At 74.7% G+C, this 13,170-nt stretch carries 12 protein-coding genes; 5 read left to right on the forward strand and 7 right to left on the reverse strand.

Annotated features, from left to right (window positions below; all coding sequences use genetic code 11):
- Positions 1 to 129 precede the first annotated feature (129 nt).
- Positions 130 to 1,146 (forward strand): TAXI family TRAP transporter solute-binding subunit, encoded by a 1,017-nt coding sequence (locus tag BS83_RS35970; protein ID WP_037607491.1) that lies wholly within the window; start codon positions 130 to 132, stop codon positions 1,144 to 1,146.
- Positions 1,147 to 1,534: 388 nt separating this feature from the next.
- Here the strand turns inward: BS83_RS35970 and BS83_RS35975 are convergent, their stop codons facing one another.
- From BS83_RS35975 to BS83_RS35990, 5 genes are all read right to left on the reverse strand, one after another.
- Complete coding sequence (locus BS83_RS35975) at positions 1,535 to 2,368, reverse strand: MerR family transcriptional regulator (RefSeq protein ID WP_051944681.1); 834 nt, start codon at positions 2,366 to 2,368, stop codon at positions 1,535 to 1,537.
- 88 nt (positions 2,369 to 2,456) lie between these two features.
- Positions 2,457 to 2,810 (reverse strand): hypothetical protein, encoded by a 354-nt coding sequence (locus BS83_RS43015; RefSeq protein WP_063774299.1) that lies wholly within the window; start codon positions 2,808 to 2,810, stop codon positions 2,457 to 2,459.
- On the reverse strand, positions 2,783 to 3,409 hold the full coding sequence (locus BS83_RS35980) for an alpha/beta fold hydrolase (protein WP_063774300.1): 627 nt from the start codon (positions 3,407 to 3,409) through the stop codon (positions 2,783 to 2,785). The genes BS83_RS43015 and BS83_RS35980 overlap by 28 nt, the downstream gene beginning before the upstream one ends.
- Positions 3,410 to 4,006: 597 nt before the next feature.
- Entirely contained in the window at positions 4,007 to 5,473 is a 1,467-nt protein-coding gene (locus BS83_RS35985; RefSeq protein WP_051944684.1) for a sensor histidine kinase, read from the reverse strand.
- A gap of 15 nt (positions 5,474 to 5,488) precedes the next feature.
- The gene (locus BS83_RS35990) at positions 5,489 to 6,217 is read right to left on the reverse strand and encodes a response regulator transcription factor (protein WP_037607492.1); all 729 of its coding nucleotides are present in this window, start codon (positions 6,215 to 6,217) and stop codon (positions 5,489 to 5,491) included.
- Positions 6,218 to 6,514: 297 nt separating this feature from the next.
- Between BS83_RS35990 and BS83_RS42560 the strand changes: the two genes are divergently transcribed.
- The 4 genes from BS83_RS42560 (at position 6,515) to BS83_RS36015 (ending at position 10,793) form a co-directional block, all read left to right on the forward strand.
- On the forward strand, positions 6,515 to 7,444 hold the full coding sequence (locus BS83_RS42560) for an ATP-binding cassette domain-containing protein (protein ID WP_051944688.1): 930 nt from the start codon (positions 6,515 to 6,517) through the stop codon (positions 7,442 to 7,444).
- Between the two features lie 234 nt (positions 7,445 to 7,678).
- A complete protein-coding gene (locus BS83_RS36005) occupies positions 7,679 to 9,355 on the forward strand; it encodes an FAD-dependent monooxygenase (protein WP_084714665.1) in 1,677 nt (558 codons plus the stop codon).
- 449 nt (positions 9,356 to 9,804) lie between these two features.
- Positions 9,805 to 10,365 (forward strand): cupin domain-containing protein, encoded by a 561-nt coding sequence (locus BS83_RS36010; protein WP_037610710.1) that lies wholly within the window; start codon positions 9,805 to 9,807, stop codon positions 10,363 to 10,365.
- Positions 10,362 to 10,793, forward strand: coding sequence for a rhodanese-like domain-containing protein (locus BS83_RS36015; protein WP_051944691.1), 432 nt, complete (start codon positions 10,362 to 10,364; stop codon positions 10,791 to 10,793). Before BS83_RS36010 ends, BS83_RS36015 begins: the two co-directional genes overlap by 4 nt.
- Here BS83_RS36015 and rny read toward each other — a convergent pair whose 3' ends face one another.
- A complete protein-coding gene (rny, locus tag BS83_RS36020; RefSeq protein WP_232248610.1) occupies positions 10,794 to 12,191 on the reverse strand; it encodes a ribonuclease Y in 1,398 nt (465 codons plus the stop codon). It lies immediately after the preceding gene.
- A gap of 191 nt (positions 12,192 to 12,382) precedes the next feature.
- Positions 12,383 to 13,165 (reverse strand): regulatory protein RecX, encoded by a 783-nt coding sequence (locus BS83_RS36025; protein WP_063774302.1) that lies wholly within the window; start codon positions 13,163 to 13,165, stop codon positions 12,383 to 12,385.
- Between the last annotated feature and the right edge of the window lie 5 nt (positions 13,166 to 13,170).

Consider the following 13,170-nt stretch of genomic DNA (forward strand, 5'->3'; position numbering starts at 1 on the left):
CGGGGTCCGTGCGCCAGGTTCCGGCCCCCGGCCCGCCGCGCGGGGCGATCGGCGGGCCGGGCCGGGCGGGGGCGTCCACGGCTCAGACAGGCTCTTCCCGGCGGCGTCCCCGGCTGGCAGGATCCGGGCATGTCTCCGTCCCTTCCGCCGCGGCTCCACCGGCTCGGTCGGCTGCGCCTGGCGCTGGCGCTGCTGACGGTGCTGGCGGTGGCGGCCGCCGGGTGGTTCGGCGCGAGCAGGGGTCCGTCCTACCCCTCGGGGGCCTACCGGATGGCCACCGGCACCCCTTCCGGCGTCTACGCGCTCTACGGGAAGCTGCTCCAGGCCGCCGTCGCCAAGGGGGTTCCCGGCGTCTCGCTGCGGCTCGACCAGTCGGTCGGCGGACCGGACAACCTGGCCAGGGTCGTCGACGGACGCGACGACTTCGGCATCGCGACCGCCGACGCGGTCGCGCACTTCGCGGGCTCGGGCAAGGAGCGCCTCCGCGCGCTCGGCGAGCTCTACGACGACTACGTGCAGCTCGTCGTGCCCACCGGTTCCCCGGTGCGGAGCGTCGGCGACCTCAAGGGGCTGCGGGTCGGCACCGGGCAGCACGGCAGCGGCGTCGAGCTGATCAGTCAGCGGGTGCTGGCGGTCTCCGGGCTCACCCCCGGCCGCGATCTGACCGCGGTTCCGCTGGGCATCGCGGATGCGCCCAAGGCGCTGGAGACGCACAGGATCGACGCCTTCTTCTGGTCCGGCGGCCTGCCGACCAGCGGGGTCACCGAGTTGATGAGCCGCTTCCACGTGCGGCTCGTCCCGCTCGGCGGGCTGGCCCCGAAGATGGACCAGCTGGCCCAGCGGCAGGATCCCGGCGCCAGGTACACCCAGATCTACCGCACCTCGACGGTGCCGAGCTCGGCGTATCCGGGCAGCGACCCCGACACCCCGGTCTCCACGCTCGCCGTCGCGAACCTGCTGGTCACCCGGGCCGACGTGCCCGCGTCCCTGGTCGAGCAGGTGACAGCGGTCGTGATGAGCAGCCGTGACGCGATCGGGCAGCAGGTCCACTCGGCCCAGCTGGTGGACGTCCGATCGGCGATCTACACCGAGCCCCTGCCACTGGCCGAGGGCGCCCGGCGGTACTACGTCTCGGTCAAGCCGTAGCCAGCGCGGGACGCGCGGCGCGCCAGGGCCGGCCACCGGGGTCGAGCACGGGACGTCGGTTGGGCCGCCCATCCTTCAGCGGGAGGGGCGCGAGGCGCGTGCCAGGGGCCGCCCGCCGGAGGCAGGGCGCGGGGCCGGGGTCTTGGGGCGACGCGAACGGCGCGGCCCCGGGGCCCGCCCGTCCCCCGGAGACAGAGACACCAGGCGCGAGCCAGGGCCGCGCCCGCCAGGGGCAGGGCGCGGGGGCATCCTCGGGGCGGAGCGTGAGGCCGGGCCGCCCGACCAGGGCCGGGCGCGTCGCGCCGCGCCGTCGGGCGACGCGCCTCGGTTCGGCACGGGTCGGCGACCCGCTGCGCGGTCGGCCACGCCCGGACGCCCTCGGAGAGTCCTACAGTTCCCCGGCCAGTGCCTCGCGGAGCGGTTCAGGGAGGGTGGCGACGGAGGCCTCGAGGAGCAGGGTCGCCTCGCGGCGCATGGCGCGGGCGAGTTCCGCGTCGACCGCCGCCTGCGCCAGGGGCCGCAGCCTGCGGACCGCCTCGGCCGCGCGGGCGGCGTCCTCGTCGCTGAGCGGCGTGGCGCCGACGTAGCGGGCGAAGACCTGCACCGCGCTGAACTCGACGAAGCGGCGGGCAAGGTGGCCCATGTCGCGGCGCAGTTCCTCGAAGTGGTCGATCACGGCGGCGAGCGGCACCCCGAGTTCGAAGAGGCGGGCGGCGACGTCGAGCAGCGCCGGGCTCGGCACGCGGTAGGCGGTCGCCGCACTCCGCCCGCTGCCGCAGGCTGGGGCATCGGCGTCGGCGTCGGCGGGCGTCTCCAGTTCCAGCACACCCAGCCTGAGCGCGGCCTCGATCGCCGCCGGATCCTCCGTGCCCCCGAAGAGCGCCAGCAGTTCGGCGTGGCTGAGGCGGCCGGGCTTCTCGTCCGTCCACGGCGCCGTGACCTCCGCGACCAGGCCGAGGACGCCGCCGAGGCCCCGGCCGTTCTCCCAGGCGTCCAGCAGCTCCTTGATCCCGGCGAGGGTGTGCCCCCGGTCGAGGAGGCCTGCGATGAGCCGGAGCCGTTCCAGATGCGTGTCGTCGTAGACGTTCGCGCGCCCGCGCCGGTCGGCGCGGGGCAGCAGGCCGCGGTCCTGGTAGGCCCGGACGTTACGGACCGTCGTGCCGGCCGCCTGGGCCAGGTCGTCGATGAGGAACTCCGGGCGCGGGCGCGGCACCGTGCTCATGGGGTCTGCCTCCACTCTTGCGCCTTCTTGCCACTTGCCGACCGCGTGCCGCCCGTCGGCCGCCCGGCCGGGCGCGACCGACGCGCCGTCAGCGCGCGGTAGTTCGGGCCCCGCTCGCGGCGTGGCCCACGGACGGGATGCTACCGACGCGTACCGCGTCCACGAATTCGGCGATCCAACCGGCCAGCAGCTCGGGCCTGCTGAGCGGCAGCCAGTGCCCCGCGTCGACGCTGCGCCGCTGCAGGACCGACGCCCAGCGGTCCAGGTCCTGGTAGAGACGCGGCGACAGATAGGGGTCCCGTTCGGGGACGACCAGTTGGACGGGGACCCGGGCGAAACGGTCCCGCCGGGGGTGCCGGGCGCGGTCGCGGGTGTTGGCACGGTAGAGCCAGAGGCCGTTGACCGCGTCCCTCGTCAACGTCGGCGCGGGATGGCCGGCCACCCGGGTCCCCTCCAGGGTTCGCCAGACCGCGCCCCAGCTGCGTCCGGCCGGCCCGCGCCACAGGGCCTCCGGCAGGCGCGGCAGCTGGAACGCGGTGATGTACCAGGACCGCAGGCCCTGGGCGAGCAGCGCCCACAGGTTCGCGGGGGTGGGCCGCCGCAGCCGGGCCCTGGCCCAGAGCGCGGCGTGGTCCAGGCAGGGCCGGACACGCTGGTGAAGGAGGCGAGGCCGCCCTGCAGCCGGGGCGAGGTCGCGAACTCCCAGCCCTGGACGGAACCCCAGTCGTGGCCCACCAGGTGGACGGGGCCGTACGGCGCGAGCGCGTCGAGGACGGTGAGGAAGTCCTCCTCCAGCCGGTCGAGCCGGTACCCGGCGCGGCCGGGCTCGGGCGCGGAGGAGCGGCCCGCGCCGCGGGTGTCGTAGGCGACCACGTGGTAGGTGGCCGCGAGCGCGGCCATCACCGGCGTCCAGACCTCGCGGGTGTCGGGATAGCCGTGCAGGAAGCAGAGGGTGGGCCGGGTCGGATCCCCGGCTTCGACGACGGCCAGCTCCACACCGTCGTCGGTGACGACGCGGTGTTCCCGAGCGCCGATGATCATGGCTCTCCCCAGGCGTCGCGACCGGACGCCGACCCGTTGCGCGGACGATGACGCTGACAGCGGCCAATGTGTCAGTGGTCGATGACTCGGTCAATCCTTTGCGCGCGATCAACAGAGCGGCCCTGCCCGCGCGGAGTCCGACCGCTCCCGACAGCGCTGCGAACCGGCGCGACGCGCGCCGGAGGCCGGTAGCGACCGGCCCCGCCCGGCCGCAAGGGATGGCCCCTGCGCCGCTCCGGCCAGGCCCTGATCGGCAGCCGCGCCGCAGGGCGGAGCGGCGTCCGGGCTCCACCGACCGCGGGGGCGGGGCGCCCATCGCATCGGTGGCAACTCCGGTCGGCAACTGATCGCACGGGGCGGTGACCGGCCTCCGTCTGCCGCACAGCGCGGCCCGCCCGTCGTGTCGGCAATCCCACGCTGCGTGCGGCCGGACGGCGAATCTCGCGGGCTGCGCTCGAGGAGGCGAACGTCTGCGAACGGCGGCCCACCGCGGGCGCGATCAGCGCCCTGCGCTTCGCGCGCAGGCGGAGCGGCGTCCGGGCGCGTCCGCGGCCGGATGGTCCGGATGGGCGCTGCGGGCGACGGGAGGCCCGGCGGTCAGCCGCGGCGGGGGCGAGGGGGCGTGGTGGCGGCCTCGGCTGCGTCGACGCCGGTGACCGCATCGGGCGAGGGCGGAAGGGTGAGGGTGACGGTGAGGCCGACGGACTCGGTGGGGTCGAAGGCGAGGGAGCCGCCGTTGGCGGTCAGCAGGGCGCGGGCGATGGAGAGGCCGAGGCCGGAGCCGTCGACGTTCTGGTGACGCGGACTGCGCCAGAAGCGGTCGCCGATGCGGGCCAGCTCCTCCTCGTCCAGGCCGGGGCCACCGTCGCTGACCCGGATCGCCACGTCCTCGCCGACCCGCAGCGCCGCCACCGCGACCGTGCCACCCGCCGGGGTGAACTTGAGTGCGTTGTCCAGCACCGCGTCCAGCGCGCTGCCCAGGCCCACCGGCTCGGCCAGCGCCGCCAGCGGGCCCTCCGGTGGCGTCCACTCCAGGCGGACCCCGCGTTCCTGCGCCAGCGCACCCCAGCCGGCCACCCGGTCGGCGACGAGCTCGCCGACCTCGACCGCCGAGGCCACCGGTCCCGCGTTCTCCGCGCGCGCCAGGCCGAGCAGGTCGTCCAGGACCTGCGCCAGCCTGCGGCCCTCGACCCTGACGCCGTGCAGCTCCTCCTCGTGGCCCTCCGGCAGCTCCATACCGAGCACCTCGACCCGCAGCATCAGCGCCGAGAGGGGGTTGCGCAGCTGGTGCGAGGCGTCGGCGACGAAGGCGCGCTGCTGGTCGAGCACCTGCTCGACGTGGTCAGCCATCTCGTTGAAGGCGCGCGCCAGCCGGCGCAGCTCGGGCGGGCCGCCGGCCGGCGCCACGCGGGAGGCGAGACGGCCGGTGGCGATGTCGTGGGTGACCTTGTCCAGGTCGTGCACCGGGCGCAGCACCCACCGCGTCAGCGTGACGGCCGCGCCGATCGCGAAGAGCACGGCCAGCGCCTCGCCGCCGATCAGCCAGAGCCACGCGTGCAGCACCCGCGAGCGCATCGCGTCCGTCGGCGACTCGATGACGACGACCGCGACCACGTCGCCGTCCCAGACCACGGGCGAGGCGATCACCAGCCGGGCGTTCCCGTCGTCCCAGGGCCAGACCTGGGCGGGGTCGTGGCTCCGGCGGCCGTCCAGCGCCTCGCGGAAGGGCTCGTCCGACGCGCCGGTCGCCGCGTCGGCCCAGTCGCTCGGGTAGGCGTGCAGGGCCCGGCCGTTGAGGTCGAAGACCCCGGCCGAGGTGCCGTAGACGTCGTGGTAGCGGCGGAGCTGGGCGTCCAGGGTGAGCTGCTGCTCGACCGCGGCGGACGAGTCCGGCTGCCCGATCGGGTTCTGCGCGAGCGCCGCGAAGCGCGCCGCGTCGTCCATCCGGTCGACGACGACGCGCTGCTGCTCGCGCTGCGCCTCACTGGTGGCCAGCGGGACGCCGAGTGCGGCCAGCACACAGACGAGCAGCGCGAGCAGGATGCCGAGCAGGCGGGTACGCATGGAACGCCGGCCGGCCTACTCGTCGGCCGGCTGCGACGGGACGGCCAGCTTGTAGCCGATGCCGCGGACGGTCTCGATCAGTCCCGGCAGGCCGAGCTTGCGCCGCAGCGAGGCCACGTGGACCTCGAGCGAACGCGCGGTGCCGTCCCAGCTGCTGCGCCAGACCTCGCTGATGATCTGCTCGCGCCGGAAGACCACGCCGGGGCTCTGCGCCAGCAGGGCCAGCAGCTCGTACTCCTTGCGGGTCAGCGCGACGTCCTCGCCGTGGACGGTGGCGCGGCGCGAGGCCTGGTCGAGGTCGAGGCCGAAGGCGCGGCTGAGCAGCGCGGGCGGATCCTCGCGGCGCGGCTGCGGGGCGACCGGGGCGGGGCGCGCCCCCGCGTCGCGGCGGGCCACCGCGTGGATGCGGGCGAGCAGCTCGCCCATGTCGTAGGGCTTGACGATGTAGTCGTCGGCGCCGATGTTCAGGCCGTGGATCCGGTCCCTGATCTCGGCGCGCGCCGTGACCATGATGACCGGGATGCCGCAGCGACGGCGGATCTGGTCGCAGACCTCGAAGCCGTCGCGATCGGGCAGGCCGAGGTCGAGCAGCACCACCCGGAACTGCGGACGGCCGTCGGGGACGAGCGCGTCCAGGGCCTCGTTGCCGGAGCGGGCGTGCCGTACCTCGAATCCGTGCTTGCCGAGGACGGCCATCAGCGCGGCGGCGACGTGCTCGTCGTCCTCGACGAGGAGCAGGCGCATCGGGTCTCTCCTCAGGTTCGGTGTCGTGTCGGTTCTGTGAGTGCTCTGTCGGTGCTCTGGCAGGCATCCACTCCCAGACCACCACCAAAGGTCAAGTGGGAGCGGTCGGCGCGGGGAGACCGTTACCGAGCTGCGATGATCGCCGCGGGCCGATGGCGGGCCCCGATCCTCAAATCCCGCTCAGAAGTGCGGTGACCGGCTGCCTGTGCCCGTAGAGTCGAGTCGTCCGCGGTCTGTACCCGGACTATCCGGACATGTCGGGACCTCCCGGCAGCAGCACCGAGGAGTCGATCCAGCATGGCGTCCGCCCCACGGCAGCAGCCGGTGCTGCTGCGCCTGCGGGGCGTGAGCAAGCGGCACGGGCTGGTGCAGACGCTGCACGAGGTGGATCTCGAACTCTCCCGCGGCGAGGTGGTCACGCTGCTCGGGCCGCCGGGCGCGGGCAAGACCACGCTGTGCCGAGCGATCAACGGCGCGGAGCGGATCGACTCCGGGGTGATTCTGCTCGACGGCGCGCCCCTGCCCGCACGCGGGCGCGCGCGCCGGGCGGCCCGGGCGGACGTCGGACTGGTCCCCGACTCCGACGCGCCGGCGCGCGTGACGCGGCGGACGGACGGACTCCACGAGCCGTACGGGCCGGTGTGGCCCGGGCACCCCGAAGACCCCGAGGGCCCGGAGGCTCCCGAGGGCCCCCGCCGGTGGGGACGGCGGACCGGAGCAACGTTCGGCTCCTCCGCCTCCTACGTGTCGCTCGGACCGCGCGGGCGCGGCGCGCCGACGGGCCGCACGGTCCTGGAGGAACTGACCCGCTCGCAGGTGCGAGCCCGCGGCATCGCCCCCGAGGACGCCGAGCAGCGCGCGCTGGAACAGCTGCACCGGGTCGGCGCGGCGGCGGAGGCGGGCCTGCGCAGGGCGCAGCTCAGCCCGTCCGGCCTGGCCCGGGTGGCGCTGGCGCGAGCCCTGGTGCTGGACCCTAAGCTGCTGCTGGTGGACGAGCCGCCGCAGGAGCTGCGGGAGCTCACCCACGAGCTGACCGGGCAGCTGGTCGCGGAGGGCCTGGCGATGCTGGTCGTCTCCGAGGAGCCGTGCTTCGCGCACGCCGCCGCGGACCGGGTGCTCTTCATGTCGGGCGGGCGGATCGTGGAATCCGCCCCGCCCCAGCAGTTCTTCACCGCGCCCCGCACCTCCCGGGCCCGCGACTTCGTCACCCGCCTGCTCCGACGCTGAGCCCGACGACCCCTCGGCAGGCAGCCCGCAGCCGTCGGCGAGTGTCGCCCGGCGGGGCCGGCGGGACCCACGGTCCAGGTCTCCGGCGTCGGGCGGCGCCCGCGGCGGAGCGCACGCCTCCTCTCCGGGCGTGACCTGGGACGAATCGAACAGGTCGCGCACACGTGTGATGTGAACCGGCGTACGCCCGACGCTGCTTGACGCCGCACCAGCCGATCTGTTGCATTGCCTTCTATGAATGGCCCCGCTCCCTCCGGCCCCGACCCCGTGATCATCGCCGGTGCGGGTCCCGTCGGCCTCGCGCTGGCACTGGCGCTCGCCCGGCACGAGGTGCCGACGCTTGTCGTGGACGAGGGCAGCGGCGTCTGTCCGGAGGGGTCGCGTTCCACGGTGCTGCGCGCCGACACCGTGGGTTTCCTGCGCCGGATCGGCTACGAGCGGGTCGCCGCGGACGGACGCGGGTGGACCGGTTGGCGGACCCTGCGGCGGGGCCGCGAACTGCTCAGCGTGGAGCTCGAACAGGACGACGTGCTGCACCTGGCCCAGCACCGGCTGCTGCGCGGGCTGCGCGACGCCGTCTCGGCCACGCCGCTGGTGGAGCTGCTGCCCGAGTGCGCGGTCACCGACGTCGAGCAGCACGCGGGCGAGGAGGCCGTCCGGGTGCGGACCGAGCGGACCTGGCTGCGCGGCAGCTACCTCGTCGGCTGCGACGGTCCGCGGTCGACCGTCCGCAAGCGCCTCGCGCTGCGCTTTCCCGGGAGGGCCGCCGCCGACCACTACGCGCTCGCGACGATCCGCGCCGACCTCCCCTTTCCCGGGGAGGCCCGGCTGCACCGCGATCCGCCCCGGGCGCCGGGCGCACCGGGCGCGCGGGAGGTGATCGCGCGGCCCCTGCCCGACAGCGTCTGGCGTCTCGACTGGCGGCTGCCGCCGCGCGCGCCCGCGCTCACTCCCGACCAGCTTGTCGACCAGCTCCGCTCCACGCTGGCCGCCTGGAACGGCGGCGCGGTGCCCGGCTACGAGCTGATCTCGAACGCCGACTACGTGGTGCAGCAGCGGCTGGCGACCAGGTTCCAGGTCGGCCGGGTCTTCCTGGCCGGCGACGCCGCGCACGTGCTGGGCTCGCTGGGCATGCAGAACATCGACGAGGGGCTGCGCGACGCGGACAACCTCGCCTGGAAGCTGGCGCTGGTCTGGCACGGCTGCGCGCCCGACCGGCTGCTGACGACCTACCAGCAGGAGCGACGCGGCGCGGTGATCGCCAGGCTGCGGGCCGTCGACCAGGCGATGCCGCTGCTGCAGCCCAGCACCCCGCTGCTGGAGGTGCGCCGCAGCCTGCTCTCCGGCTCGCTGCGCCGCAACGCGGAACTGCTGTCCGACGGCTCGCTCGGCACCGGCCGGCTCGGCGGCGCGCCCGCCTACCCGGGGCGTGCCCGTCCTGGGCTCACCCGCGCGCTCGCCCCGACCAGCCCCGGCGTTCTGGTTCCCGACTTCCCCGTGGTCACCGCCGACGGCGCCGTCGACCGGCTGCGCGCACGGCTCGGCCGGGGCTTCCTGGTCGTCCTGGTGGCGCCCGGCACGGGGGTGTGGGCCAGCGAGCACTGGCTCGGCGCCGGACTGATGCCGCAGCTGACCGAGGCGACCGAGGCCCTGCCGCTCCCCGCCGAACTGCTGGTCACCGAGGACTACCCCGGTGCGGCCGCGCACACGGTGCTGCTGATCCGCCCGGACGGGCATCTGGTGGCGGCGGTGCAGGGCTGCCGCCCGGAGGATCTGTACGACCTGGCCGACCGCGCCCGCAACACCGCCGCCGAACTGCCCGTGCCGCGCGCGGGAGGCACGGACCGGGGAGCGGAGCGGGGGCCGAGGGAGGCCCCGACCGGGCGGCCGACCGTTCCCGCGAGCGACTGACCGCCGGACAATCTTGACGATCAACTGAGCACGTGCTCTACTCCCGCCATGGGGATCATCAGCATGCGGTCTGTCCGCAGCACACGCCTGGACGTCGTCCGGTGCCCCCGCCTGTTCTGTAGCCCGGGCTAACCCAGGGCCTGCACAGAACTCAGGCAGGCTCTGACGCCCGGCTGGAGACGTATCGCTCTCGCCGCCGTCACGGGCAGCCCCTCTCCCGGCACCGGCGCGACACCCCCGCAGGACTCCTCAGGCGTCCCTCGGCGTCGCCCGTCACGTCATGACTCACGGCTCATGACGTGAAGTGCACACCCCTTTCACGTCGTACTTCACGCTGTCGTACCCACTGTCTGCGCGTCGGCTCCCCACCGTGCGAGACTCGGGGCTTGACGGCGTCTCGTCAACTCATCGACGACTCCGAGGACCTCACCGTGCCCGAATCCTCCGTGCTGCACGCACCCGTCGCCCCGAGCCCCAGGCCGGCGCCGCCCGAGCCGGCCACCGCGCCCGACCGCACCGCTCCGCCCGACCTCGCCGACCTGCTGGACTTCGCCCGCGTGGCCGCCGCCGATCCGGAGGTGCTCGCGCGACTCTCCCTGCATCCGACCGAACGCACCTGGGTGCGGCTCGAGGGTCCCGGCGGGAGCGAGGCCTGGATCATCGGCTGGCCGCCGGGGTCCGAGACCGGCTGGCACGACCACGGAGGATCCAGCGGAGCCTTCGTGACCTCACAGGGTGAACTCAGCGAACTCTCCCTGGGCGTGCCGCTGCCGACGGCCGGGTGGCGCAGCCTGGAGCTGGAGGAGGGCGTGGACCGGCAGCGCTCGCTCCCCGCAGGACGCGGGCGCGCCTTCGGACCGCACCACGTCCACCAGGTCGTCAACCCGTCGCGGGACCTGCACGCGGTGTCCGTCCACTGCTACTACCCTCCGCTGCCGCAGCTGCGCCGCTACGCCCGCGCGGGCGACGTGCTCAGGGTCGCCCAGATCGAGGGGCCCGAGGAGTGGTGAGCGCCGAGGACGCGACGCAGGGCCTGGGCATCGACGCGCTGTTGGAGCGGGAACGGGCGAAGCTGGACCGGCTGACTCCCGCTCGGGCGGCCGCCGCGGTCGAGCTGCAGGGCGCGCTGCTGGTCGACATCCGGTACGCGGCGCTGCGTGAGCGGGACGGGCTGATCCCCGGAGCGCTCGTGGTGGAGCGCAACGAGCTCGAGTGGCGGATGGATCCGACCGGCGACCATCGCGCCGCGGAGACCACGGACCACGACCGCCTCGTCGTGGTCGTCTGCAACGAGGGCTACGCGTCCTCGCTGGCGGCGCGGTCGCTGCACGCACTCGGCCTGCACCGCGCCACGGACGTGATCGGCGGCTTCCAGGCCTGGGCGGCGGCCGGCCTCCCGGTGACCGGCGCGCCGAACGCGCCCGACGGCCGGGCGTGATCAGCGGGCGAAGGTGGTGGCGCGGCTCTCGCGGATGACGGTGATCCGGATCTGGCCCGGGTAGGTGAGCTCGTTCTCCACCTCGCGGGCCACGTCCTTGGCGATGACCTGGGCCTGGAGGTCGTCGACCGCCTCCGGCAGCACCATCACCCTGACCTCGCGTCCGGCCTGCATCGCGTAGACCTTGTAGACGCCCTCGTGACGGCGGGCGATCTGCTCCAGCTTCTCCAGCCTGCGTGCGTGCAACTCCACCGACTCGCGGCGGGCTCCCGGGCGGCCGCCGGAGCAGGCGTCCGCGGCCTGGGTGAGCACCGCCTCGACCGTCTGCGGCTCGATCTCGTTGTGGTGCGCGGCGACGGCGTGCACCACGTCCTCGGACTCGCCGTAACGGCGCACCAGTTCGGCGCCGATCTGGGCGTGGCTGCCGTCCACCTCGTGGGTGACGGCCTTTCCTATGTCGTGCAGCAGGGTGCAGCGCCGGACCAGGACCGGGTCCACCCGCAGCTCCGCCGCCAGCATCCCGGCGATGTGCGCGGACTCGACGAGGTGGCCGAGCACGTTCTGGCCGTAGGAGGTGCGGTACCGCAACCGCCCCAGCAGGCGCAGCAGTTCGGGATGGAGCTCGTCGAGACCGACCTCCGCGACGGCGTCCTCCGCCGCCCGCTGGCACAGCCGCTCGACCTCGACCTGGCTGCGCTCGTGGACGTCCTCGATCCGCTGCGGGTGGATCCTGCCGTCCGCCACCAGCTCCTCGAGGGTGAGCCTGGCGACCTCCCGGCGGACCGGGTCGAAGCAGGAGAGCAGCACGGACTCCGGCGTCTCGTCGATGATCAGGTTGACGCCGGTGACCGCCTCGAAGGAACGGATGTTCCGGCCCTCGCGGCCGATGATCCGCCCCTTCATGTCCTCACTGGGCAGGCGCAGTGAGGTGATGACCGAATCCGCGGTCTGACGCGCGGCGACCCGCTGGATGGCCGAGGCGACGATCTCCTGCGCCCTGGCCTCCCCCTCGACGCGGGCCCGGCGCTCGATCTCACGGACCGTCAGCACGGCTTCCCGCTTGGCCTGCTGCTCCACGGTGCGGACCAGTTCGGCACGGGCCTCGGCGGCGCTCAGCCCCGCGGCGTGCTCCAGGACCTCGCGGCGTTCGGCGCGCAGGGCCTCGGCCCCGGCGGCGAGTTCGGCCTGGACCCGCGCGGCCTCGGCCTCGCGCTCGCGCAGGCGCAGCTGCTCCGAGTCGAGCCTGGCCTCGCGTGCGGCCGTCCGCTGCTCCCTGCGGTCCAGGTCGGCGGCCCGCTCGCGGGCGCCGCGCAGGAGTTGGCGAAGGGCGAGGGCGGCGACGCCCAGCACCAGGAAGGCGATCACGGCGAAGAGCCAGGGGCCCAGGGTGCTCGTCATAGCGCCAGCTGCCAGCATTGTCGGCCCTCCCCGTCCCGGTCGCAGGATCACGCTGCGATCACGGTGCGATCTCGGTGCGAGGCGAGCAGAGACCCCTCATCCCTCATGGTGAGGCTAGGTGCGGGTTACGAAACGGTCAAGATGGCGACCAGTCCTGACCGTTCGGAAGCGCGGCTTCCGTGACCCGGGCGTCAGCCCGCGTCCTCCCCGTGGTCACTTCCGAACCCCGCATCGGGCCAGGACTCGGCTTCGGCTTCGTCGACCATGAACTCGTCGACCATGGACTCGTCGACCATGGAACGGACCACGCGCAGGGCGAGCCCCTCCGGGTAGCCGCGTCGGGCGAGCATTCCGGCCAGGCGGCGGATCCGCACCTGCCGGTCGAGCCCCTGCGTCGAACGGAGCTTGCGCTCCACCAGGCGGCGGGCCGCGGCCTCCTCGTCGTCGGGATCGACGTCGGCGACGGCCTGGGCGACCAACGCGCTGTCGACGCCCTTCGCGCGCAGCTCCCCCGCGAGCGCGCGCCGGGCCAGACCCCGGTTGCGTTGGCGCTGTTCGACCCAACTGCGGGCGTAGGCGGCGTCATCGACGAGGCCGACCTCCTCCAGGCGGTCGAGCACGGCCTCGGCGACCTCGTCCGGGATCTCCTTGCGGCGCAGTGCGTCGGCCAACTGGCGCCGGGTGCGCGCGGAACCGGTGAGCATCCGCAGGCAGATGTCCCGTGCCCGGGACGCGGGATCGCTCGGCGCTTCGGGGGCCGCCCCCGCGCCGCGTGTGTCATCGATGCCGGAACGCTCGGGGCCGTCGGAGCGCTCGGCGCGGCGCGAGCGCCGCGTGGTCTGCCGAACCGCTGCCGCCTCCGGCTCGGCCGTGGGCTCAGGGGCGGCGGCCGTGTCGGAGAGGGACTCCGTCCACGTGCCGCCGGCCCCGTTCGAGCTCCAGTCGCGGGGACCCCACCCGCTGTCGCTCGTCATCGGGC

The sequence above is a fragment of the Streptacidiphilus rugosus AM-16 genome, assembly GCF_000744655.1.
GTDB lineage: Bacteria > Actinomycetota > Actinomycetes > Streptomycetales > Streptomycetaceae > Streptacidiphilus > Streptacidiphilus rugosus.

Excerpts from the sequence above, each read along its gene's own strand:
- BS83_RS35970 (WP_037607491.1), top strand. The coding sequence starts at position 130 with ATGTCTCCGTCCCTTCCGCCGCGGCTCCACCGGCTCGGTCGGCTGCGC.
- BS83_RS35975 (WP_051944681.1), bottom strand. The coding sequence starts at position 2,368 with ATGAGCACGGTGCCGCGCCCGCGCCCGGAGTTCCTCATCGACGACCTG.
- BS83_RS35980 (WP_063774300.1), bottom strand. The coding sequence starts at position 3,409 with ATGATCATCGGCGCTCGGGAACACCGCGTCGTCACCGACGACGGTGTG.
- BS83_RS35985 (WP_051944684.1), bottom strand. The coding sequence starts at position 5,473 with ATGCGTACCCGCCTGCTCGGCATCCTGCTCGCGCTGCTCGTCTGTGTG.
- BS83_RS35990 (WP_037607492.1), bottom strand. The coding sequence starts at position 6,217 with ATGCGCCTGCTCCTCGTCGAGGACGACGAGCACGTCGCCGCCGCGCTG.
- BS83_RS42560 (WP_051944688.1), top strand. The coding sequence starts at position 6,515 with ATGGCGTCCGCCCCACGGCAGCAGCCGGTGCTGCTGCGCCTGCGGGGC.
- BS83_RS36005 (WP_084714665.1), top strand. The coding sequence starts at position 7,679 with ATGAATGGCCCCGCTCCCTCCGGCCCCGACCCCGTGATCATCGCCGGT.
- rny (WP_232248610.1), bottom strand. The coding sequence starts at position 12,191 with ATGACGAGCACCCTGGGCCCCTGGCTCTTCGCCGTGATCGCCTTCCTG.
- BS83_RS36025 (WP_063774302.1), bottom strand. The coding sequence starts at position 13,165 with ATGACGAGCGACAGCGGGTGGGGTCCCCGCGACTGGAGCTCGAACGGG.